Annotated in this window: 20 protein-coding genes and 1 pseudogene; 12 read left to right on the top strand and 9 right to left on the bottom strand. The window is 62.6% G+C overall.

The window, feature by feature from the left end; all coding sequences use genetic code 11:
- Positions 1 to 339: 339 nt before the first annotated feature.
- From B5526_RS17085 to B5526_RS17070, 4 genes are all read left to right on the top strand, one after another.
- Entirely contained in the window at positions 340 to 3,801 is a 3,462-nt protein-coding gene (locus tag B5526_RS17085) for a helicase-related protein (RefSeq protein WP_079539780.1), read from the top strand.
- A gap of 70 nt (positions 3,802 to 3,871) precedes the next feature.
- Positions 3,872 to 4,141, top strand: coding sequence for an RNA-binding S4 domain-containing protein (locus B5526_RS17080; RefSeq protein ID WP_079539778.1), 270 nt, complete (start codon positions 3,872 to 3,874; stop codon positions 4,139 to 4,141).
- 149 nt (positions 4,142 to 4,290) lie between these two features.
- Positions 4,291 to 4,629: a ferredoxin FdxA gene (fdxA, locus tag B5526_RS17075; RefSeq protein ID WP_079539776.1), complete on the top strand. Its 339-nt coding sequence runs from the start codon at positions 4,291 to 4,293 to the stop codon at positions 4,627 to 4,629.
- 367 nt (positions 4,630 to 4,996) lie between these two features.
- Positions 4,997 to 5,788, top strand: coding sequence for a CarD family transcriptional regulator (locus B5526_RS17070; RefSeq protein ID WP_244562323.1), 792 nt, complete (start codon positions 4,997 to 4,999; stop codon positions 5,786 to 5,788).
- A 206-nt stretch (positions 5,789 to 5,994) separates the two neighbouring features.
- Here the strand turns inward: B5526_RS17070 and B5526_RS17065 are convergent, their stop codons facing one another.
- The 4 genes and pseudogenes from B5526_RS17065 to B5526_RS17050 all read right to left on the bottom strand — a co-directional run bounded on the left by B5526_RS17065 (position 5,995) and on the right by B5526_RS17050 (position 9,036).
- Positions 5,995 to 6,411 carry a hypothetical protein gene (locus tag B5526_RS17065; protein WP_079539772.1) on the bottom strand — a complete coding sequence of 139 codons (417 nt, stop codon included), beginning with the start codon at positions 6,409 to 6,411 and terminating at the stop codon, positions 5,995 to 5,997.
- Positions 6,408 to 6,617 (bottom strand): annotated as a pseudogene (locus B5526_RS17060) (transposase domain-containing protein); the annotation flags it as partial. The pseudogene B5526_RS17060 and the gene B5526_RS17065, both read right to left, overlap by 4 nt.
- A gap of 88 nt (positions 6,618 to 6,705) precedes the next feature.
- Positions 6,706 to 8,169 (bottom strand): M48 family metalloprotease, encoded by a 1,464-nt coding sequence (locus B5526_RS17055; RefSeq protein ID WP_079539770.1) that lies wholly within the window; start codon positions 8,167 to 8,169, stop codon positions 6,706 to 6,708.
- A 51-nt stretch (positions 8,170 to 8,220) separates the two neighbouring features.
- Complete coding sequence (locus B5526_RS17050) at positions 8,221 to 9,036, bottom strand: thermonuclease family protein (protein ID WP_433994633.1); 816 nt, start codon at positions 9,034 to 9,036, stop codon at positions 8,221 to 8,223.
- Positions 9,037 to 9,278: 242 nt separating this feature from the next.
- Between B5526_RS17050 and B5526_RS17045 the strand changes: the two genes are divergently transcribed.
- The 3 genes from B5526_RS17045 to B5526_RS17035 all read left to right on the top strand — a co-directional run bounded on the left by B5526_RS17045 (position 9,279) and on the right by B5526_RS17035 (position 11,546).
- Positions 9,279 to 9,842, top strand: a complete 564-nt coding sequence (locus B5526_RS17045; RefSeq protein ID WP_079539768.1) for a DUF962 domain-containing protein — start codon at positions 9,279 to 9,281, stop codon at positions 9,840 to 9,842.
- Positions 9,839 to 10,858, top strand: a complete 1,020-nt coding sequence (locus tag B5526_RS17040) for an NAD-dependent epimerase/dehydratase family protein (protein ID WP_079539766.1) — start codon at positions 9,839 to 9,841, stop codon at positions 10,856 to 10,858. Before B5526_RS17045 ends, B5526_RS17040 begins: the two co-directional genes overlap by 4 nt.
- Before the next feature lie 61 nt (positions 10,859 to 10,919).
- Entirely contained in the window at positions 10,920 to 11,546 is a 627-nt protein-coding gene (locus B5526_RS17035; RefSeq protein WP_079539764.1) for a methyltransferase family protein, read from the top strand.
- Between the two features lie 143 nt (positions 11,547 to 11,689).
- Here B5526_RS17035 and B5526_RS17030 read toward each other — a convergent pair whose 3' ends face one another.
- Together B5526_RS17030 and B5526_RS17025 are read right to left on the bottom strand one after the other, a co-directional pair.
- On the bottom strand, positions 11,690 to 12,631 hold the full coding sequence (locus B5526_RS17030; RefSeq protein WP_079539762.1) for a LysM domain-containing protein: 942 nt from the start codon (positions 12,629 to 12,631) through the stop codon (positions 11,690 to 11,692).
- A gap of 232 nt (positions 12,632 to 12,863) precedes the next feature.
- Positions 12,864 to 13,613 (bottom strand): hypothetical protein, encoded by a 750-nt coding sequence (locus B5526_RS17025; RefSeq protein ID WP_079539760.1) that lies wholly within the window; start codon positions 13,611 to 13,613, stop codon positions 12,864 to 12,866.
- A gap of 228 nt (positions 13,614 to 13,841) precedes the next feature.
- Here B5526_RS17025 and B5526_RS17020 point away from each other — a divergent pair, with 228 nt between their 5' ends.
- From B5526_RS17020 to B5526_RS17000, 5 genes are all read left to right on the top strand, one after another.
- Positions 13,842 to 14,255 (top strand): VOC family protein, encoded by a 414-nt coding sequence (locus B5526_RS17020; RefSeq protein WP_079539757.1) that lies wholly within the window; start codon positions 13,842 to 13,844, stop codon positions 14,253 to 14,255.
- A gap of 172 nt (positions 14,256 to 14,427) precedes the next feature.
- Positions 14,428 to 15,633, top strand: coding sequence for an ABC transporter substrate-binding protein (locus B5526_RS17015; protein WP_079539755.1), 1,206 nt, complete (start codon positions 14,428 to 14,430; stop codon positions 15,631 to 15,633).
- Between the two features lie 144 nt (positions 15,634 to 15,777).
- Positions 15,778 to 16,569, top strand: a complete 792-nt coding sequence (locus tag B5526_RS17010; RefSeq protein WP_079539753.1) for an enoyl-CoA hydratase — start codon at positions 15,778 to 15,780, stop codon at positions 16,567 to 16,569.
- Position 16,570: 1 nt separating this feature from the next.
- The gene (locus tag B5526_RS17005; RefSeq protein ID WP_079539751.1) at positions 16,571 to 17,335 is read left to right on the top strand and encodes a hypothetical protein; all 765 of its coding nucleotides are present in this window, start codon (positions 16,571 to 16,573) and stop codon (positions 17,333 to 17,335) included.
- A 198-nt stretch (positions 17,336 to 17,533) separates the two neighbouring features.
- Entirely contained in the window at positions 17,534 to 19,648 is a 2,115-nt protein-coding gene (locus B5526_RS17000) for an acetate--CoA ligase family protein (protein WP_079539749.1), read from the top strand.
- Between the two features lie 123 nt (positions 19,649 to 19,771).
- Here B5526_RS17000 and B5526_RS16995 read toward each other — a convergent pair whose 3' ends face one another.
- From B5526_RS16995 to B5526_RS16985, 3 genes are read right to left on the bottom strand one after another with little or no spacing between them, the layout of a single operon-like run.
- Entirely contained in the window at positions 19,772 to 20,572 is an 801-nt protein-coding gene (locus tag B5526_RS16995) for an enoyl-CoA hydratase/isomerase family protein (protein WP_079539747.1), read from the bottom strand.
- A gap of 25 nt (positions 20,573 to 20,597) precedes the next feature.
- A complete protein-coding gene (locus tag B5526_RS16990; protein WP_079539745.1) occupies positions 20,598 to 21,758 on the bottom strand; it encodes an acyl-CoA dehydrogenase family protein in 1,161 nt (386 codons plus the stop codon).
- A gap of 22 nt (positions 21,759 to 21,780) precedes the next feature.
- A complete protein-coding gene (locus tag B5526_RS16985) occupies positions 21,781 to 22,845 on the bottom strand; it encodes an acyl-CoA dehydrogenase family protein (protein WP_079539743.1) in 1,065 nt (354 codons plus the stop codon).
- Positions 22,846 to 22,984 lie beyond the last annotated feature (139 nt).

Genomic DNA, 22,984 nt, shown 5'->3' with positions numbered 1-22,984 from the left:
CGACCCCTCCCCGCAAGGGGGAGGGGAGCGATAGAGCGCGACTCGCCGCTTGACTCTTCCCCGCTTCTGATTCGACTCCGGCCCGCCCAAAACTTTAAGGAATTCGCCGCCAAACCGCTCCTTGTGGACCCGCTCAAAGCTTGATCTAGTGCCGTCACGAAAGCGTCAACGCGAGATGTTGCGGTGAACGAAACCGGAGTTGGTTGGAGTCAGCGATTCGGGCGCGATTCGTTCCGCAACCGTTCCAGAGCTTAAGCCGCGACCTCGAAGGCGTCGCATTGTGACACACTTCCCTCCATTCCAGCGACGATCCCAGCGACGCAGAAACCAGCAGAAAACATGGCCTTTTCGTCTCATCCCTTCACGTCCGCGAATGACCGCGCTCCCGGCTCAGGCGTCACCGCGGTGCTCGGCCCGACCAATACCGGCAAGACCCATCTCGCGATCGAGCGGATGCTGGCGCATTCCTCGGGGCTGATCGGGCTGCCGCTGCGGCTTCTGGCGCGCGAGGTCTACAACAAGATCGCCGATCGCGCCGGCCCAGATTCCGTCGCGCTGATCACCGGCGAAGAGAAGATAAAACCGCCGAGGCCGCGGTTCTGGGTTTCGACTGTCGAAGCGATGCCCAGGGATCTCGACGTGTCGTTTCTCGCGGTCGACGAAATCCAGATCGCGGCCGATCTCGAGCGCGGCCACGTCTTCACCGACCGTATCCTCAACCGCCGCGGCCGCGACGAGACGCTGTTGCTCGGCGCCGCCACCATGCGCCCGATCATCGAGCGCCTGTTGCCGGGCGCCAATATCGTCACGAGGCCGCGGCTGTCGCAGCTCGAATTCGCCGGCGACCGCAAGATCACGCGGCAGCCGCGGCGCACCGCGATCGTGGCGTTTTCGGCCGACGAAGTCTACGCGATCGCGGAGTTGATCCGCAGGCAACACGGCGGCGCCGCCGTCGTGCTGGGCTCGCTGTCGCCGCGCACGCGAAACGCGCAAGTCGCGATGTTCCAGAATGGCGACGTCGATTATCTCGTTGCGACCGATGCCGTCGGCATGGGGCTGAACCTCGACGTCGATCACGTCGCGTTCGCGTCCGACCGCAAATATGACGGCTACCAGTTCCGGCGGCTCAATCCGGCGGAATTCGCCCAGATCGCAGGCCGCGCCGGGCGCGCCACGCGCGACGGGACGTTCGGCACCACCGGCCGCTGCGCGCCGTTCGAGCCTGAACTGGTCAACGCGCTGCAGAACCACACGTTCGACAGTGTGAAAGTTTTGCAATGGCGCAACTCAAAGCTGGATTTTTCCTCGCTCGGCGCGCTGCAGGTGTCACTGGCGCTGTCGCCCTCGCATGACGCGCTGACGCGCGCGCCGATCGCGGAAGATCTGCGCGTGCTCGACCACGCCGCGCGCGATGCTGATGTCCGCGAGATGGCGCATGGCGCCGCCGCCGTGGAACGGCTGTGGGACGCCTGCCAAATTCCGGACTATCGCAAGATCGCACCGGCCGCGCATGCCGAGCTGGTCACGAGCCTGTTTGAATTTTTGATGAAGAAAGGTCGGGTACCGGACGCCTGGTTCTCAGCCCAGGTCGAGCTGGCCGACCGCGCCGACGGCGATATCGACACGCTGTCGGGCCGGATCGCGCAGATCCGGACCTGGACTTTTGTCGCCAACCGCCCGGATTGGCTGGCCGATCCCGAGCATTGGCAGTCAATCACCCGTGAAGTTGAAAATAAATTGTCCGATGCGCTGCATCTTCGGCTCACGGAGCGTTTCGTTGATCGCCGTACCAGTGTATTGATGCGCCGCCTGCGGGAAAACACGATGTTGAATACGGAAATCGGCAAGACCGGCGAAGTGATCGTAGAAGGCCATGTGATCGGCCGGCTCGATGGATTTACGTTCGCGCCCGACGCGGCGGAAGCGGGCTCCGATACGAAGGCGTTGCAGGCGACCGCGCAAAAGGCGCTGGCCGGCGAGATCGACGCGCGCGCGGAGAAACTATCGGCCGCGCCCGACGATCAGTTCGTGCTGACATCCGACGCCACCATCCGCTGGACCGGCGATGCCGTAGCAAAACTGGTGGCGGCCGACGACGCGCTGCATCCGCGGCTGCGTATCATTTCCGATGACCGTTTGACCGGCGCGCCGCGCGAGGCCGTACAGACCCGGCTCGATCTGTGGCTCAAGACGCATATCGAAAAGCTCTTGGGACCATTGTTCGATCTGACAAAAGCCGAGGACATCACGGGCATCGCGCGCGGCATCGCGTTTCAGTTGATCGAGGCGCTCGGCGTGCTCGAGCGCTCAAAAATTTCGGCCGAGATGAAGGATCTGGACCAGCCGTCGCGGGCTTCGTTACGCAAATACGGCGTCCGCTTCGGGGCCTATCACATCTATCTGCCGGCGCTGTTAAAGCCTGCGGCGCGCGCGCTGGCGTCGCTGCTGTGGGCCGAAAAGCAAAGCAATGTCGATATGTCGGCGCTGTCGGGCGCGCAGCATCTCGCAGGAAGTGGCCGCACGTCGTTTCCGATCGACAAGGCGCTGCCGCGCGATGCCTATCGCGTGCTCGGCTATCGGCAATGCGGCGAACGCGCGGTGCGGGTCGATATTCTGGAGCGGCTTGCCGATCTGATTCGCCCCGCTTTGGCCTGGCGCGAAACCTCGCCGGGCGAAAAGCCCGCTGGCGCCTTTGATGGCCGCGGATTTGTCGTCACCCAGGCGATGACGTCGCTGACCGGGTCTGCCGGCGAAGATTTTGCCTCGATTTTGCGCGCGCTCGGCTACCGGATGGAACGCCGTCCGCCGCTGCCGCCGAAACCGGTGGTGGTCGAAGCGCCTGCGGCGGAGGCCGCACCTTCGGAGGCTGCGCCGGACGCAGCTTCCGAGGCCGCGATCGTGGTTGCGGTGGAAGCGGCTTCCGCGGAGACGGCGGACGTCGCGGTCGCACCAACCGTTGCCGCCGAAGAGCCGGTCGCGGTCGAAGCCCCGCCGGAGCAGCCCGCCCCGGTCGCCGAAGCGCCGCAGGAGCCGGCTGCCGTGGAAGCTACGTCGGAGACAACGCCGGAGATCCCCGCAGTCAGCGATGCCGCGCCGGCGGACGCTGCTGCCGTGGAGGCTTCCGCCGCGGACGCTTCCGTCGCGGACATTGCCGCCGCCGTTGTTGCGCCCGAAGCAGCCGCAGCTGAGGTAGCCGCGGTCCCGGAACTGATAGAGGTCTGGCGGCCCGGCGGCCGTTCGGAAGAACGCCGGCCGCGTCACGATCGCGCCCGTCATCGCCATCACGACCGCCCGCAGCAAGGTGCGGCGCCTGCCGCTGTCGCTGCCGCCGGCGAACCCGGCGAGGCGCCAAAAGGCGAGCGGCACCGCCGCGGCCGCCGCGATCGCAATCATGAGTTTCGAAAACCCCGTCCCGATGCGCCGGTCGAAGGCGCGCCAGTAGCGGTAGCCGCCGAGGGCGCACCGGCCAGCGAGCCGCGCGAGGACAAGGGCCGTCCGCCGCGCGAGCGTTTTGAAGGCAAGGGCAGGGACCGCGACAGGGACCGAGACCAGGGCCGCGATCGGGACAAGGGCAAATTCGGCGGTGGCCGCGACAAAGGGCGCGAGCACGGTGGTCGCGACAATGGCGGCCGTGACAAGGGTGGCCGCGACAAAGGCGGCCGGGAGAGCGGTCCCTCGCACCGGCAATACGCGACCAGCGCTTCCCCGCGCGAGCGCGACCGCCCGATCGACCCCAATTCGCCGTTTGCAAAACTGGCGGCGCTGAAAGAGCAGCTCGCCGCCAACCGCAAGGATCGCTAATTTTCTGTTTTGACGCGTTTTCGTCACGCGAACCGGTGCCCACTTCGCTTGAAAACGCTTTGGGTGTTATTTGGAGCGCCAGCGTCTCGATAAATGGCTGTGGCATGCGCGGGTGGTAAAGGCCCGCACCAGCGCCGCCGCGCTGGTCGAAGCCGGTCATGTCCGCATCAATGGCGTGCGGGAAACCGCGCCGGGGCACAGCGTCAAGGCCGGCGACGTGCTCACGATCGGGCTCGATCGCACGGTGCGTGTGCTCAAAGTGATCGGATTTGCGGAGCGGCGAGGTGACGCATCCGCGGCGCGCGTGCTCTATGACGATTTGCAAGATCGGCCAGAGTAACTATTTGCTTTCAAGCGCATCCGGGCTGGCGCAGGAATACTGAAATCGAATGTTGAAATAGGCCTTTCCCGGGCGCTCACCGTCACTTGCGGCTGCGGAGTTCCTGCGCTACGCAACCCACTCAAAATTGACCCGTTCCGGAGTTTTGGATGACTTACGTCGTCACTGAAGCCTGCATCAAATGCAAATATACCGATTGCGTTGAAGTCTGCCCGGTAGACTGCTTCTACGAGGGCGAGAACATGCTGGTCATCCATCCGGACGAATGTATCGATTGCGGCGTGTGCGAGCCGGAATGCCCCGCCGACGCCATCAAGCCGGACACCGAGCCCGGCCTGGAGAAATGGCTGGAAGTGAATACCGAATACGCCAAGGCCTGGCCGAACATCACCCAGAAAAAGGAATCGCCGCCCGACGCCAAGGAATTCGAGGGCATGGAAGGCAAGTTTGAGAAATATTTTTCTCCCAATCCCGGCACCGGCGACTAAGGAAATACTCGCTTCCACTTAACCCTAATCGTCGCGAAATTGTCAAAAGCGCGCCCCAAAGCGCCCGGATCGGGCGTAAACCATTGATTTTTGCGGAAAATGTGCTATATTGGGCACATTACAAGCCGAACCCGGTCAGCCCCCGCTTAAGGCCCCTTCGGGTTCCCGTGAAAAACATCGAACAGGGGCGTGGCAGTTCCGCGCGCAGGCTGTGTCACAGAAAACGCGTAAATTGAGTGCTTCCAAGAGTTCCAGAAAAACCGCCGCGGCCAGCCGCAGCGTGAGCAAAAGCCGTGCCCGGGCTTCTCTTGCCGGGAAAACAACCAAGGCCCCGGCTGCCAAGTCCTCCAAAAACAAAAGAAGCGCAATGCCAAACAAGACTGCAAAAACTGCCGCGAAAGCGACCGTTTCGAAGGCCACTGCTTCGAAGGTCGCTCCCAAGCCGCCAATCAACAAGATTGCTCCAAAACCCGTCGCCAAGGCCCCGGTTGTCGCCAACAAGCCCGCCGCGAAGCCGGTCGCCGCCGCCCCGCGTATCGAAGAGCCGAAGAAGGTTTTGACCCAGCGTCAGGGCTTCAAGACCAACGAGTTCGTAGTCTATCCCGCCCACGGCGTTGGCCAGATCCTGGCCATCGAAGAGCAGGAGATCGCCGGCGCCAAGCTTGAGCTGTTCGTGATCAATTTCATGAAGGACAAGATGACGCTGCGGGTGCCGACCGCCAAGGTCGCCAATGTCGGCATGCGCAAATTGTCGGAGCCGGCGCTGGTCAAGAAGGCCCTGGAAACCCTCAAAGGCCGCGCACGTGTAAAGCGCACGATGTGGTCGCGCCGGGCCCAGGAATACGAAGCCAAGATCAATTCGGGAGATATCGTCGCGATCGCCGAAGTGGTTCGCGATCTCTATCGCTCCGAATCGCAGCCCGAACAGTCCTACAGCGAACGCCAGCTCTATGAAGCGGCGCTCGACCGGCTGTCGCGGGAAATCGCCGTCGTGCAGCATGTGACGGAGACCGAAGCGGTCAAGGAAGTCGAAGGCCAGCTCGCCAAGAGCCCGCGCCGCGGCGCCAAGGCCGAGACCGAAGTCGAGGCCGACGGTGAAGCCGATCTCGATGCCGACGCCGATGGCGACGATGCCGCGGTTGCGGACGAGGCGGCGTAAGCAGCGTTCGCGATATTCAACGCAAATCAAAAGCCCGGTCGAGAGACCGGGCTTTTTGTTGGGCGTGATTTTTCCACGGGTCGTCCGCGAAAGCGGGGACCACCGATGTGAGTTGCTAGAAAGCCGTAAGCGTCAGCGGAGTTACGGGCGATGAGAGCTATTCAAACTACGTGGCCGAATGCCCGCCTCACGAGGGTTCCGCAAACTCATCCTTGTCTGGTCAGGAACTCAGCTAGCGGACCGGTTACTGGCCTACGCTTCCACCACCAGCCTGATGACTGACTGATCTGGAAATAGCGTTCCAAGGTGTGCCCGACATCCTCTTGCGTCCGCGCAAGGAACTCTTTATCGGCTCCCTCTATAGGAAGCCTGAGTTTGGCTCGAAGAGGCTCCTGACATTCCGCGAGAACGATCTCAAGCGCATCGCGGGCGGTGAGGTCGTTGGTGTAGTCGTCGATGGTCATCTTGTACCGGTCGACCGACCCGGAAAGCTTTTGCCAGTCCCGTAGCAGGCGCGCGACCGTCACATGCGCGGCCCAGCCTCGGGCGCGAAGGCGGTGGCCGATCTCGTCGAGAACAGCCTGCTCAGAGGCACCGAAGCTCGGCTCCATCGCGTTGTTCATGCGGCCAGTTTGGCAGCCCGACGGTTCCAGTTCCAGGGCAGCAGTTCGGCGAGCCGATTGATCGGCTGGCCCTTGGCCATGCGGTCGATGACGTCGGCGAGATAGGCTTCGGGATCAAGACCATTGAGCTTTGCCGTCTCCAGCACTGTATAGAGGATCGCAGCGCGCTCACCGCCTGCCTCGGACCCGAGAAACATTAGTTGTCTGTCATTCCGGGGCGACGCGAAGCATCGAACCCGGAATCTCGAGATTCCGGGCCTGGTCCTTCGGACCATCCCGGAATGACGCTTTGCGTCAATCCACCACGATCTTCACAAGGTCGCGCACCTTGACCTGGGCGTGGGGGTCGAGGCCATTCAGCACGCGGAAGCGATCGGCCGGGCGGTCGACGCCCGCCATGCGGTGCGACAGCGATTCGACGGTGTCGCCGGGCTGCACGGTGATCACCTTGATGCGCAGGGGACGCGCGGCCTGGATCTCGTCGAGCGTCAGGCGGCGGAAGGAATTGACGGTTTCGCGCGCGTTGCGGTCGCTCTCGGTGGTCTTCTGCCTCGTTGCGAAAATGAAGCGGTAGACGTCGCTGCCGAAGCGCAGCGCATAAATCTTGAATTGCCACTGGTCGCCGTGTGCGCTCGCCGAGGCCGCCGGAAAACCGTTGATGGTCAGATCCTCGGTGGATGCCTTGTCGACATTCTCCATCCAGCCGGAGTTGAGATAGTCGCCGAGCGTCTGCTCCGCCGGCACCCGCACCACGTCGAAGCGCATCGCCTGCGCGCCGCCCTCGCGCACGCCGATCACGGCTTGCGCGGTATTGTCGAGCGTGAAGTTCTCCGGCGCGGTGAAAGTGAATCCGAGCTTTGGATGCAGGAAGCGCCGGCCGCGCACGAATCCCTCGCTCGGATCCTCGCCATAGACGATGTTGTCGATCGCCTGCAAATAAGTCTCGCGGTCGCGCTCGCCGCCTTCCGGCGACGTGTATTGCCGGGCATTGGCCTGCGCGTTCTGGATCCGCTCCGGCGTTGCCGGATGCGACGAAAGAAAGTCTTGGGCGCGGGGATCGAGCGAGGTTTTGCCGGCCTTCATCTCGGCATTGCGCTCCATCGAGGTCAGGAAGCGCGCCGCGCCATAGGGGTCGAAATGGGCGCGCGCCGAAATGCCGACGCCGATGCCGTCGGCCTCGAACTCCTGGGCCCGCGAAAAGCTCGCCATCGTCAGTTTGGTCTTGGCGAGCGCAAGCGCGGTCAAATCAGGGTCGGTGCTCATGTCGGTGACGACGCGGGTGACGACCGCGGCCTGACGGGCCTGGTCCTCGCGGATCGACGCGTGCTTTGCCAGCACATGCGCCATCTCGTGGCTCAGCACCGAGGACAATTCCGAGGTGTCGCTCGCAAGCGCAATCAGGCCGCGCGTCACATAGAGCTGGCCGGTCGGCAGCGCGAACGCGTTGACCGCGCCCGAATTGAGGATCGTGACCTTGTAGGCCTGGTCGGGACGGTCGGATGCCGCAACCAGCCGGTCCACCGTCTTGGTGATGAGCGCCTCGAGCTTCGGATCGTCATAGGCGCCGCCATAGGAGGCGAGAATACGCTCATGCTCGCGCTCGGCGGCAGGGGTTTGCGCGACCGCCGCGCGGCTGGGCTTGACGGCACTTGGCGCCGCGGGCGAAGCGGCGGTCTGGAACCGGCCCATGTCGCCGCAGCCGCCGAGCGTGAAAATGGCGCACAAAACGACCGGCGCAGCCCAAAGGCGGCGGCTCATCCTTCTCTCGCGCCGTCCCACAAACTCTGCCACGCGTATGTGTCCTGCGAGCTAATTCCCGCCGAGCAATTCCAATTGCCCCACCCGGAGCATTTCGATTCGCGGCCCCTGGCGCGCCTCAACCCAGCCACGGACACGAATCCTGTGATTTTCGAGGGACTTAAGTCCGATTCCAGCTGCCTCGAATACCCCGATCATGCGCTTTGAAATAGTCACAGCAAAGCCCTGTGTCCAGTTCCGCCCGAAATTCAGGTAAGTCGTCGCCCCGGACTGCCGGACCGACAAAACCTTGCCTTCGACCACGGTAAAGCGCCCCATCCCGGCCAAAATATCGCCCGGACTTTCCGCGTTTTTTATGACGGAGGGATCGGCCCAGGTTCCCCTTTTCGCCTGCCGCGCCGCGGTCTCCGCGGCATTGAGGCTTTTGGCGCAGTCCTTGTCCGAAACGGTTCCAGCGACCAGCGCCTCGCCTTCTTCCAGCAGCATTTCCTGCACTGAGCTTTCCGAACCATCGAGAAAGACAAAGGCCGGCTGACGCCCGTAGCGGTCGGGCGTGTCGTCTTCGCCGCGCAGGGTCACATCGTGTCCCGTGACAATCGCCGACAGCGCGGAGGCGCGGCTTGCTTGTTCGGCCGGCCCCTTTTCGGGGAAGATCGGCTCGATCCCGGCGAGGCGGACCTCGCGCCCGTCCTCGAGCCGAAAGCTGCGCGCATCGATGATGGCAGCGACACGCCCCTCGCCCTGCGGTTCGAAGGCGCATCCTGCCGATATCGCCGGATTCGGCGTGGCAGCAAACATGAGGCTGAATGGCAACACCCGCGCGAAAAATCTGTCGCAACGCGCCATTATTCCGGTCAGTGGTTTCATGACATTGCTCGATAGCTGGGCAGCCCGCTAAATTCCTGTATGAATCCCATAGGCTGGCGACGTCCTGCTGCATCCAATCTGCAAAGAACAAGAGCTCAGTTGCCCTTTGACTTGGGCCTCATCCCAAGTTTAATTAGCACCGTATCTCTGACGGGGGCTACGTTCATGAAGCGGAGACGTCTGATCGCTGCTGTAGTCGGTTCTGAGACGTTCCCGCCGGCAAGAGCGGTAGCGAGCGCCGAATGAATTCATTTTTTCGGCGGCAGCTTGCCGACTACGTCGAGTATCACCGCGATCCCTGGAATTGCGCGATGCACGTATTGGGCATCGTATTGTTGTTCCTGGGTGCGGTTCTTCCCCTCAGTTCCTTGCCCGTCCCTGCGTTTGGTGCCCAGGCTAACGCGGCGACCATTGCCGTGTTGCCCGTACTGATCTATTGGCTCCTGCTCGACGCCGCCCTCGGAACGGCGATCGTTGGCGCCGCTGTCTTGTTGCTTTTGGCCGCCGCGATGATCGTCAATCATACGACCGCTGCCGGTATGTGGTCGATCACCGCCGTGTTGATTATGATCGGGATCGCGTCGCAAATAGTCGGGCACCGGGTGTTCGAACGTCGACAGCCGGCGCTCGTGGACAATCCGTCTCACTTGCTGCTCGGACCGATGTTCGTGATGGCGAAACTTTTCATTGCACTTGGCTTTCGGCGCGACCTTGCCGCTATCATCCAGCAGGTTCCAAAAATAACGCCGCACGGATCTTTGCAATATTCCGAGCAACTTCACGGCGAGCCGCACCCCCACACATGACACGGGTACTTGTCACTGGCGGCAGCGGCTTCATTGGGCAGCATCTGGTCTCGGCGCTCGTCGAGCGCAATTGCACGGTTCGAGTTCTGGATCTTAAGCCTCCGACCCGTGCGCTGCTCGAAGTGCAGTATGTCAGGGGTTCAGTGCTTGATTCGGCCATGGTGAATGAAGCTCTGGACGGCGTCGATCAAGTTTATCACCTGGCCGGCCTCCCCGGCATGTGGTTGCCGCAGAAGAACGATTTTCATGCGGTGAATTACGGGGGCACCGAGGTGGTGATTTCGGCTGCGCGCAAGCGCGGCATCGCACGGTTCCTGCACTGCTCGACCGAATCTATTCTGTTCCGCCGCCGGCCGTCAGAAGATTTCGTCACGCATAACGCCCTGCCGCCGGCCGACGATATGCCGGGTCCATATACCCGATCGAAAATGCTCGCGGAACGGCTCGCAACGCAAGCTGCCGCATCCGGTTTTCCGGTCGTCATCGGTTGTCCCACGATGCCGATCGGCCCTCATGACCATAATCTTACGCCGCCGGCGGCGATGCTCCGGCACTTTCTCGACAAGCGTCTGCAATTTTACCTCGATTTCATCGTGAACTTGGTCGACGTGCGCGATGCCGCGACAGGGCTGATTCTTGCCATGGAGCGCGGGCAGGTTGGACATCGCTACGTTCTCGGCAGCGAATGCATTTCGCTGAACGAGGTTCTCCGGCTCATGGCCAGGCTCAGCTGCCGCTTCAGTCCGCTGGTTCCCGTTCCCCGCCGTCTAGCCGAAATGACGGCCGCCGTGCTGGAGTTCATCGCCGATCACATCACGCGCCGGCCTCCCTCGGCCACCGCCGAAGGTGTCCGAATTGCGTCGCGGGCGACGGCATTGTCGATAGAAAAAGCGCAGCGGGAACTGGGCTACGCGCCCAGACCCGTTGAACCCGCCTTGCGGGAGACCATTGCCCACCTGCTTGGCGCCGCCGGCCAAAATTATGGGTTCAGTCCGGCGACGACGTCGGTCTACTAGACCGTCCCACCCTAAATCGCCGGTATGGCGTTTGACGTGATTGCGCAATAATATCTGTAACATGCCTCATGATCTCGCTCAGTTATTCGCCTTCGTCTGGAGTGGATGGACCGCCATCTGGCCCACCCAATTGTTTGCGCTCATCTGGATTGCCTGGCTCGTCAGCTGGGTCGTGGCGTCGTTCTGGTCCGGTCGGACCGAAAAACACGCTGTGTCCTGGAGCTCCCGTGTCCATATCATTCCGATCTTCCTGGGAGCCATTCTGTTTTCGCCCTGGACCGCGCAGGCATTGGGAGTGAAGCCGATTTTGCATTTTGGCAACGCTGGCACCTTCGTGCTTGCCGGCCTGACCCTGGCGGGTATCTCGTTCACATGGTGGGCGCGAATCCATCTCGGGCGTTTTTGGTCGAACTCGATCACGCGCAAAGAAGGTCATCGGGTCATCGATACCGGTCCATACGGGTTTGTGCGCCACCCGATCTATACCGGACTGATCGCGGCAATCCTGGCAACAGGAGTTGGGGTCGGAACGGTGACTGCGATGCTCGGCGCGGTGCTGATCTCGCTCGGCATGTCGCAGAAGGCCCGCATGGAAGAGGGCTTCCTGACCATAGAGCTGGGCGCGGACGCATATGGCCCTTACTGCCGGCGCGTTCCGATGCTCGTTCCGTTCCTGCCGCCGCGTTAGTGCATGATCCGGAAAAGTGGAAACCGGTTTTCCGAAAAGATCATGCTCAAACAAAAGAATAACGCTAGAGGCTGATTCAACTCCAGTTGAATCAGGCTCTAGTGAACTCCCGCTCGGAGGTGGTGTGCTTGCGGATTCGCAAGTCAGCGCCCGGGTGGCGCGTGCGCGGAGACCTCGGCGAGCGGGGCTAGATGGCGCGGAACGATGATACGCTCGCCCGGCACCAGCGGCGTACTATCCGGTCCCTTGTTCATCTGGGTGATCGACCACAGTGGCACGCGATAAAACGCCGCGATCGTCTGCAGCGTATCGCCCCGACGGGCGATGACCGGCATGCCGCTGTCCCACAGCTCGATTTCGGCATCGGCGGGAACGACATAGCGAAGCGGCACCGCCTCGCCTCCGCCCTTCGCCGGGGTCGCCGCAAGCTGCGCGATCTTGGTCAGCAGTTGCGCGTGGACCTGCTCCATCTTTTCGATGTTGATGTGGCTAACCTCATCATGCTTCGAGAGATCGTAGCTCGCGTAGTGGCCCCGATAGCCTGGTGACGGCTTGACATCGCCGCCGCCCAAGACGCTGTCCGACAGGAAAATGTTGAAGAAACGTTCGACGTTGAGTGGCACGCTCGGCGTGACGTGAGCTGGATCGATGGCGACAACCAGGCTGACCGGAATGTTTTCAGCCTGAAGGATTTCCGCGAACTTTATCGTGCAATAGCCGCCCATCGAGTGACCGATCAGGATGATCGGCTCGGGATCTTCGCGATATTCGCGAATGGCTTTGCTGGCGATCAGGCGGCAAATCGTGAACTCATCGACGCTCGCCGTAAAGCCGGCATGATCGAGCTTTTCGGTCAGACGGTCCATCCCGCGCGAGAAGAACGGGCCCAGCGCGCCACGGAACAGATAGGCGCGCACGCGCGGTGGCTGGGTTGCCGCCGGCTGGTCGGCGGCCGGCGGCGGCGAGGATTGTTCACTCGCCGCCGTGATCGAGCCCGCTTCAGCCGGATCCGGTCTGCCATAGCAGACGCAGACGAAAAGCATCGCTCCGATCACGAGGGTTGCGGCTTGCGTCGGTTTGATCATGCGCTCCCTGCTGATGCCTTCGAAGCGCAGGCATGTGAATTACCCTAGATGCTCGTGGGCTAGTCACACAGTGCGAATCCGCTACGGGCTCAGGTGTGTGTTTCGCCGCGAGAGGCAGCCACAGATGTCGACAGCCGCCGCGGACGGTCGCTGTCCGCGGCACGGAGGCGCTTGTGGCCGACGAATGGGCAGGATTTGAGGCGCGCTCCGGGCTTCCCCGCCCGGAGGGGATTTATCTGGTTGTCGATACCCGAGCGCTAGCCGCGGGCGAACCCGGCCTGGTCGCGCCCGCCTCGGCCTGTGCGGCAGAGCCCGCGGGACCTGGGCGGCTGAAGGCCACCGCGTCGATGGCGCTGATCACCTTCCGCTGCATGATCTCGCTCTTGTCGATGGTGAGATGCGCCATACCCAGTTTGCCGACGTCGACGTTCTCCAGCTCGCCATGGAGTTGCTTGGTCCTCGCGACGGGCTCGCCGTTGCCGTTGGCGACGTAGAAATTGATGTAGCGCCCGACCCGTCCGCTCAGGCTGGTGCGGAACACCGAATCAAGGCCAATCGCGAGCTTGACCGGAGCGCCAAGCCGATCCAGCCGTGCCACCATATCGGGCAGCGCGGTCGCGCCGGAGGAGTGTCCGACCAGAACGATCGTCCTGGTCCGCCCGCTCCTGTATTCCGCGGCGGCTTCGTCGGCCAGCGACGACCACGAGAGGTAGTTGGCTACAGTGGCGTTGATGCCCTGCGCCTGCAGCTTGGCCGCGATGTCGTCGAGGCCGAGCGAAAAGATATTGAGGACGCCGCGCAGCAGATACACATGGGTACCCGCAGCCGAAGGCGCCGGCGCCGCTGCGTTCCCGATGCTGGCACCAACCGGCAATAACAGCAGCAGCATCGCCACCGCCGTCCTCTGCAACGAACGCAACCACTGCCGGCAAGACAACGGAACCACGTTCAAAAATCCCGTATCGCCGCCACCTGGCTTCATGGGTCCTCCTCGAAGGCATTCCGATGGTTGCTCCAGCCGAACCGTAGTCCGGGCATGCTCGCAACTGCAACAGCGGGCGGCCAGGGGTTTGATTTTTCTCACCAATACGTGTCTTGGTCGCAACACCCCTCGACCAGGACAGGATTTCTCGTCGCGAATCGGGTTCATCACGATGCACTCGATCGGTAGTAATCTTTGAACTCATTTTGATGACCGAAGGGGAAGCCGATGGAAGTCAACGGCATGGCGCATGTCATTCTCACCGCGTCGAATTTCGAACGCTCCCGCGACTTCTACCGCCAATTGCTGCCGTTTCTCGGTCTGCAGCCGATGATCGATTCCGACGAAATCTATTACTGCGTCGGCGGACGCACGGCGCTCGGGATCCGCAAGCCGTCGGCGGAGCATGCCGGCGCAAGTTTTGACCAAAGCCGTGTCGGCCTGCACCATCTGTGCTTTCGTGCCCGCGAGCGCGCCGACGTCGATGAACTGCACGGCTTCCTGTGCTCGCTCGGCGTCACCATCATCCGCGCGCCGCGCGAGGATCAATGGGCGCCGGGATATTATTCAGTGCTGTTCGAAGACCCTGATGGAATGAGGCTCGAGCTCAATCATGTTCCGGGCAAGGGACTGCTGGCGTGAGCGAAATGTAGATCGCGCCCGTAATCATTCCGCATTGCGGAAAAACACGTGGATGGCGGAGTGTGCGCATGACGGCCGCCTTTCGCGCGCGGCTTGCCGCACTCAAGCGCTTGCGGCATGATTGCCGCAACGCATATAAGAGCCGCAAAATGCGGCGGGTCGGGAGGTTTTGATGCAACGGGTCCTGTCCGGCGTTTTCGCCGCGGCGCTGGTGTTGGCCGCGCAAGCGGCTTTCGCCCAAAGCAAGCCTCCCTTAAAACTCGGCGGCATCCTCGATATGTCCGGGCTCTACGCCGACATCACCGGCGCGGGCAGCGAAGTCGCCGCGAAGATGGCGGCGGAGGATTTTGGCGGCGAGGTGCTTGGCCGCAAGATCGAAATCATCGCCGCCGATCATCTCAACAAGGCTGATCTCGCCGCCAACATCGCCCGCGACATGCTGGACAATCAGGGCGTCGAGATGATTTTTGACGTGGCGGCGTCGGCGACCGCGCTGGCGGCCGGCGAGATTGCGAAAGCGCACAACAAGATCGTGATCTTCAACGGTCCGGGCTCGATCCGCCTCAGCAATGAGGCCTGCGGGCCCTATACCGTGCATTATGTGTTCGACACCTTTGCGCAGGCCAACGTCACCGGGCTTGCCGCCGTCAAGCAGGGCCTCGATAGCTGGTTCTTTCTCACCGCCGACTATGCCTTCGGCCAGGATCTGGAAAAGGACACGACCAACGTCGTGCTGAAGAACGGCGGCAAGGTGCTGGGCAGCGTCCGGCATCCGCTCAACACGTCGGATTTCTCTTCGTACCTGCTGCAGGCGCAAAGCTCGAAGGCGAAAGTGATCGGACTTGCCAATGCCGGCGGCGACACCATCAACGCGATCAAGCAGGCGGCCGAATTCGGGCTGACAAAAGGCGGGCAAAAGCTGTCGCCGCTGCTGGCCTTTGTCACCGACATCGACAGTGTCGGACTCGAGACCGCGCAGGGGTTGTTGCTCGCCGAAGCCTTTTACTGGGACCTCAATGACGATACCCGCGCGTTTTCAAAACGCTTCATGGAGAGGGTCAAACGCGTGCCGACCTCGGCGCAGGCCGGCGTCTATTCTTCCGTCCTGCATTATTTGAAAGCGGTGAAGGCGGCAGGCACCACCGATTCGGCCGCGGTCATGAAGATCATGAAGGACACCCCGATCAACGATATGTTCGCCAAGAACGGCAAAATTCGCGAGGACGGCCGCATGGTGCATGACATGTATCTGTTCGAAGTGAAAAAGCCGTTGGAATCGAAAGGACGCTGGGATGATTACAAGCTGCTCGCGACCATCTCCGGCAACGACGCGTTCCAGTCGCTCGAATTGTCGCGCTGCCCGCTGGTGAAGAAATAGAGCGAAGGCCTATCCTTCGTCATTGCGAGGAGCGCAGCGACGAAGCAATCCATCTTCCCCGGGGCGAAATGGATTGCTTCGCTTCGCTCGCAATGACGGGGAGGGAGCGCGGAACAACAACGAACAACAACAAAGGCAAAACCCATGAACAACGAAATCGTCCTGCAAAACCTCGACCAGGGCCTGCTCACCATCACCATGAACCGCCCCGACCGGCGCAACGCGCTCAATCCGGACATGACGCGGGGATTGGTCGAAGCGGCGCGACGCGCGGCGGAGGATCACGAGGTCCGCGCGGTGCTCTTGAAGGGCGCGGGCGGCACGTTCTGCGTCGGCGGCGACGTCAAGTCGATGGCGGAGGGGCGGGCGCCGCTGCCGTTCGAGGCCAAAATGGCAAACCTGCGCCGCGGCATGGAAGTTTCCCGCATTTTGCACGAGATGCCGAAGCCGGTCGTGGCGCAGGTCGATGGCGCGGCCGCCGGCGCCGGCCTTTCGATCGCGCTCGCCTGCGATCTCCGCGTTGCCTCGGCCTCGGTCAAGATCACGACCGCCTTTGCCAAGGTCGGACTGTCGGGCGATTACGGCGGCACCTATTTTCTCACCCATCTGCTCGGCAGCGCGAAGGCACGCGAGCTTTATCTGACCTCGCCGGTGCTGACCGCGCAGGAAGCATTCGCGCTCGGCATGGTGACAAAGGTCGTTCCCGACACCGAGGTCGAGGCGGAAGCGCATGCGCTCGCGATGTCATTGGCGCAGGGGCCGTCGGTGACGCTCGGCTACATCAAGCGCAACATCAACAACGCCGAGCATTTGTCGCTGGAGGCCTGTTTTGATGCCGAAGCGATCCACCATTCGCGCTCGGGCGAGACCGCCGACCACAAGGAAGCCGCGAAAGCTTTTGTCGAAAAGCGCAAGCCCGTATTTCAGGGTCACTAAGATGGCCGGCTATCTACGGCTGCGGCAAATCTGCCTGGTGGCGCCGCGTCTCGAGCCCGCGATTTCCGATATCGCCGGCATCATGGGCCTGAACGTCTGCTACCGCGACGGCAACGTCGCCAAATACGGCCTGGAAAACGCGCTGCTGCCGGTCGATACGATTTTACTCGAAGTGGTCGCGCCGTTCCAGGACGGCACCGCGGCGGGGCGCTTTCTGGAAAAGACCTCCGGCCGCGGCGGTTATATGGCGATCTTCTGCTGCGACAATCCCGACGCGCGCGGAAAACACGCCGAAAAAATCGGCGTGCGCATCGCCAACGTCATCGGGCATTCGCCCTATCACGGCGTGCAACTGCACCCGCGCGATTGCCGCGCCGCCTTCATCGAATTCAACCACACCGACGGCAGCGACGATATTTTGGGGCCCTATCCGCCGGCCGGCCCGGACTGGCAGAAATCGATCGCCAAGGATGTGACGCTGGCCTTGACCGCCGTGGAGATGCAAAGCCCGGAGCCGCGGGCGCTGGCCGAGCACTGGGGACGGATCATCGAGATGCCGGTGTCTGCGAATGCGAGCGGCGAGGCGGAGCTGAGACTGCCCAATTGCGACTTTACTTTTGTCAAAGGCGAAAGCGAGATCATGAGCGGCCTGACTTTCAAGGTCGGCAGTGTCGCCAAAGTGCTCGATGCCGCCAAGGCAAAGGGCCGCGCCGTGTCAGGCAATTCGTTTGAGCTCGGCGGCGTGACGTTTCGTCTCGCGGCGTGAGCGTTGCGTAATTGTGAAACTCGTCATGCCCGGGGCTTGTCCCGGGCATCCACGTCTTGCTTACTTCATGACGAGACGAAGGACGTGGATGGCCGGGCATAGGCGAGCGGAAGCGACGCCGTCCTTCGGACGGCTATGCCCGGCCATGACGAAAAGAGAGATGTGCGCTAAGCAATAATAAAAAAGGACCGTCCCCGCATGCCGCATCCGCTCGACTCGTTCTTCGCGCCGGCCAGCATCGCGCTGATCGGCGCCTCGCGCGACCTGGAAAAGATCCCGGGGCGGCTGTTGTCGATGCTGCGCAAGAACGGATTTCCGGGAAAACTCTATCCGATCAATCCGAACTACGGCGATATCGACGGGCTGAAATGTTTTCCAGCGATCGCTGACGTCGGCCAGCCGATCGATCTCGCCATTGTCAGCATTCCCGCCCGCGCGGTGCTTGGCGCGCTCGCGCAATGCGCCGATGCCGGCGTCAAAAACGCCGTCATCATCTCCTCCGGATTTGCCGAGGAGGGTGGCGACAGCGCCGCGATGCAGGATGCCATCGCGGCACTTGCAAAAAAGACCGGCATGCGGATCTCCGGCCCGAACGCGGAAGGGTTTTACAGCCAGGCCCAGCGCGTCGCCGCCACCTTCAGCCCGACCGTCGACGTCAAGCCGAACGACCGGCCGTTCGTTGCGAGCAAGCGGCGGATCGGCATTGTCGCGCAAAGCGGCGGCATCGGCTTTGCGATCTATCATCGTGCCAAGGCGATCGGCGTCGCGCTCTCTTATGTCGTCAGCGCCGGCAATGAGGCTGATCTGGGCGCCGGCGAATTTTTCGAATATCTGGTGCAGGATTCATCCACCGACGTGATCCTGCTGTTCATCGAGGGCATTCGCGACGTCGATAGGTTTCTAGCCGCCGCCCGCCGCGCCGGAGAAATCGGAAAACCGGTCATCGTCACAAAAGTCGGCCGCTCCGGCGCCGGCGAGCGCGCTGCGGCCTCGCATACCGCGAGCATGGCCGGGTGGTCGGCGGCCTATGATGCGGTGTTCGAAAAATATGGATTTATCATCTCCAACGACCTCGACGAGGCCGTCGCCATCGCAGCCGTCTTGACCACCAACCCTTTGCCGAAAGGCGACCGGGTCGCCGTGCTCACGGTGTCGGGCGGGGCGGGCATCTGGGGTGCGGACACGGTTTCGATGCAGGGCCTGCAGGTGCCGGAATTGTCGGCGCCGATCCAGAACGAAATCGCAAAACTGTTGCCGTCCTATGGCGCGACGCGCAACCCGATCGACGTCACCGCGCAGGGCGTGCATTCCGGCGGCTTGCAGAGGAGCATCGACCTGCTCGACGCCTCCAATGAGGTCGACGCCATCCTTGTGGTGCTGTCGCTGTCCAGCGACACGCGGATGCCGTTCAAGCAGGCGGAGCTGAAACCGGTCATCGATGCGCAGCGCAAGCCGATCGTGTTTTATTCCTACACGCTGCCGTCCGATTTCGCGCGCCGCGAACTCGCCGCCTCCGGCGTCATCGTGCTGTCAGGGTTGACGCATGCCGCCGTTGCCATGCGCAAGCTGGTCGAGCACGCCAGGTTCAAGCTGGCGCCACCGGTGGATGCCGCGGCGGCGGGCTTGCGCGACCTCTCCGCGCATCTGGCATCCGCGACCCTTTCCGAAGCCGATAGCAAGGCGCTGTTGCGCGCCGCCGGCATTGCGTTGCCGGACGAGGTGCTGGTAAGGGAGAAGAGCGCGCTGGACGCCGCGATCGCGCACGTCGGATTTCCGCTGGTGATGAAGGTTCAATCGCCTGACATCCCGCACAAGAGCGAAGTCGGCGGCGTCCGCGTCAATATCGCCACCAAGGGCGAGGTGTTTTTGGCGTTTGAGGCGCTGTTGGAAAGCGCGCGCCGGCATCGGCCCGATGCGGCGATCCAGGGCGTGCTGGTCGGACCGATGGCGAAAAAGGGCGTCGAGATCATCATCGGCACGATGCTGGATTCAACTTTCGGTCCGATGATCATGGTCGGCTTTGGGGGCATCACCACCGAACTGTTCCGCGACGTGATCTACCGGCCGGCGCCGGTGAGCGCGGTGGAAGCCTCTCGCATGCTGGCCGAGCTGAAGGCAGCGCCGTTGCTCAACGGATTTCGCGGAGCGGCAAAGGCGGATGTCGCGGCGCTCTCGCAACTGATCGCGCAGGTGTCCGTGCTGGCGGCGCGATATAGCGCGCAGATTTCGGAGATCGAGATCAATCCGGTTCTGGTGCACCCGGAAGGGCAGGGAGTGACGATCGTGGATGCGCTGGTGGTACTGAAGAACTAGCTGTCGTCCCTGCGAAAGCAGGGACCCATAACCACCGATGTTTGTGGTGAAGAAAGCCGTCTCCCCTTGTGCCCTTTCCGTGGGCCGCGGCGTATGGGTCCCTGCTTTTCGCAGGGACGACGTCTAGCGTCCCCTGAAATTCGCGACGCGGCGTTCGGCGGTGGCTTTGACGCCTTCCTTGAAATCCTCGGTGGCGCGCAGCTTGTTTTGTTCGACGAGTTCATGATTGGTCGCGGCCAGCACGCGGTCGGCGAGACCGGCGCGCATGGTGGCGCGGGTCGAAATCAGGCCGAGCGGGGAGCATTCGGCGATTTCCTGCGCGAGCTTCATGGCCTCGGCTCGGACCTGATCCTGCGGCACGCAGATATTGGCGAGCCCCATCCGCGTGGCTTCCTCGCCGGTGACGCGGCGGCTGGTGTAGAAAATCAATTCCGCATTGTTCTTGCCGACCAGTTCGGGAAGCGTCGCCGTCAGGCCAAAGCCGGGATGGAATCCGAGCTTTGTAAAGTTGGCGGCGAAACGCGCCTCGGGGCAGGTGACGCGGAAATCTGCGGCGACCGCCAGTCCTAACCCGCCACCGATGGCCGCGCCATGGACAGCCGCGACGATCGGCTTCTTGTTGCGGAAAATCCGCACCGCCTGGACATAAAGATGGTTGATCGGAAGGTTCGACGCCGGATCGGTCTTGGCGCGCTCCTCGGCCTCCTGCCGCGCCGGGTCGCCGAAATTGGCGCCGGCGCAGAAGGCCTTGCCTTGGGCCGCGAGCACCGAGGCGCGGATCTCGATATCGTTGTCGAACTCTTCCAGCGCGTCCGCGATCTGGTTGATCAGCGATACATCGAAGAAGTTCAGTGGCGGCCGGCGGATTTCGATGGTCCCGACATGCCCGACCTTGTCGACGCCGATATCAGTATATTTGCTCATGGATTGATCCTCGATTGATTTCGATTTAGCGCAAGCCCAACCCGCGCGCGATGATGCCGCGCAGCACTTCGGTGGTGCCGCCCTGAATGGTGAGTTTCGGCGCGACCTTCATCGCGTACGGCAATACCGTGTCGAGGATTTCGTGGTTAGAGGCATCCGGCTCGACGAAGGCTGCGAGATCGCGCACCCGCTGCGGCAATTGCTGTTCCCAGATGGTGCCGATGTCCTTGACGATGGAAGCCTCCACCACCGGCTCCTTGCCGGCATGCAGCATGCCCGCGACCGACACCGACATCCGCCGCATGGTGTGCAATTGCGCCACCAGGCGGCCGACGCCCTCGGCGCCGCGGGTGTCGGGCTCATTGCCTAGTGCGCGAACGAGCTCTGTCAGTACATAATAGGTTTCCAGAAAGCGCTCCGGCCCGCTGCGCTCATAAGCGAGCTCGCTCGTCGCCTGCTTCCAGGCGCCGTCGATTTCGCCGAGCGCATGATCGTCGGGCACGAAGGCGTCGGTGAATACCACCTCGTTGAACTCGGCTTTGCCGGTCAGTTGCCCGATCGGGTTGACCTTGATCCCCGGAATCTTCATGTCGACCAGGAATTGCGTCAGGCCGTGGCGGCGGTTTTCCTTGGTCGATGGCGAGGTGCGGAAGATCGCCAGCATGTAATTTGCCACTTGCGCCGACGAGGTCCAGATCTTGGTGCCGTTGATCAAAAAGCCGCCGTCGGTCTTGGTGGCTTTGGTCTTGGCGGCGAAAAGATCGGAGCCGGAATTCGGCTCGCTCATGCCAATGGAAAAACAGACTTCGCCGCGGCAGATGCGCGGCAGGATGTCCATCTTGATGTGCTCGGGCGCGTATTTCAGAAGCACCGGGCCGCTCTGGCGGTCGGCGACGAAGAAGCGCCGCGTCGGCGCATTGGCGACGCGCATTTCCTCGGTCACCACATAGCGCTCGAGGAACGAGCGTTCATGGCCGCCATATTTTTTGGGCCAGGTCATGCCGATCCAGCCCCGCTCGCCGACCCGCTTGGAAAAGCCGGGAACATCGCTGTCCTGGCCTTGCGGGCTGTGCGGATCGAAGGTGCCTCGCGCTACCTCTTCGGCGAGAAAGGCGCGGACTTCCTTGCGCAGTGTTTCGCATTCGGGAGGAAGCCGGATGGGATCGAAACGGAGGGCTGCGGTCATTGTTGATCTCTTCCGTAAAATTCTAGCGCGAGGCGACCAGCGGCCACAATTCGTCGGCGCCACGCGCGGCGACGCGTTTGCCCAGCTCCACCGCCCAGTGGCTTTCATGACCAAAGTCGTCGCGCCAGGCGAGTGCGCGCATGGTGTAGCGATGCAGGATGTGCTCCAGCGTATAGCCGATCGCGCCATGAACCTGATGGGCGATCGCGGCACCTTTTTCCGCGGCCTCCGCGCAGCGGATCTTTGCGGCGGTGGCTTCGAGGAACACCGAATCGTCGAAGCTTGACGCGTTGGCAATCGTGTCCGCCGCCGAGCTTGCCGCGGTCATCGCGGCCGCGGTCTCGCCGGCGAGGCGGGCGAGATTGTGCTGCACTGCCTGGAATTTTGAGATTTTCTTCTCGAACGCCACGCGCTCGTTCGAATAGCGCACGCTGATGTCGAGCATCGATTCCAGCGCGCCTGCGATCTGCAGGCTGCGCGCCACCGCGCCGATGAGCATCAGCGAGGTCTGATCGAAACCTTTGGGCGCCGGCTTGATCGTGATCGGCGCAACCTTGTCGAAGGTCACGGTATCGCTGCCGTCGCTCGCAAGGTTAAGGCCGGCCTCGATCCGGCATTTTGCCGGATCGACCAGCGCGATCGAAAGGAGGCCGGCGCCATGCGCCAGCACCGCGATATGCTTTGCGTCCTTGGCGAAAGGGACGCCGCGGGCGCGGCCGGACAGCGTGCCGTCGGCATTGAGCGCGATGCGGTCCTTGGGTGCGGCGGGTGCCACTGTCATCGGCCCTTCGGGCGAGGCGATCTTGGCCTGCGCCAGCAGCCATCCGGCCAGCATGGTTTCCGCAAGCGGCACGGCGATCGCAAAACGTCCGGCGGCGCTCAATACCCCAAAACCTTCGGCGAGGCTGGCGCCCGAGCCGCCGCAATCTTCGCTAACCCACGCCAGCGGCAGGCCGGCTTCGGTCAGCGCCTGCCACAGCGGCGCTTTCCAGGAGCCTTGTTTGTCGTGGTTGATGGTCTGGGCGTCGGCGAGATCGGAAAATATCTTCTCCGCGGTCTCGACGACAATGTTCTCACTCTCCGCCACAGCGTTCCCCGTCGTTCAATTGGCCCGCATCCCGCTTGCTCAAGCGCGGTTGCGGTCTTTTCTTGCACCCGATGATGGGGAAAAGCCACCGCCATGACAAGCACCTAAGTCCGCAAGGCCGCCTGCGGGGGCGACATGC

The sequence above is a fragment of the Bradyrhizobium lablabi genome (genome assembly GCF_900141755.1).
GTDB lineage: Bacteria > Pseudomonadota > Alphaproteobacteria > Rhizobiales > Xanthobacteraceae > Bradyrhizobium > Bradyrhizobium lablabi_A.
The sequence above is the reverse complement of the archived record's forward strand: the minus strand, read 5'-3'. Positions and strand labels throughout refer to the sequence as shown.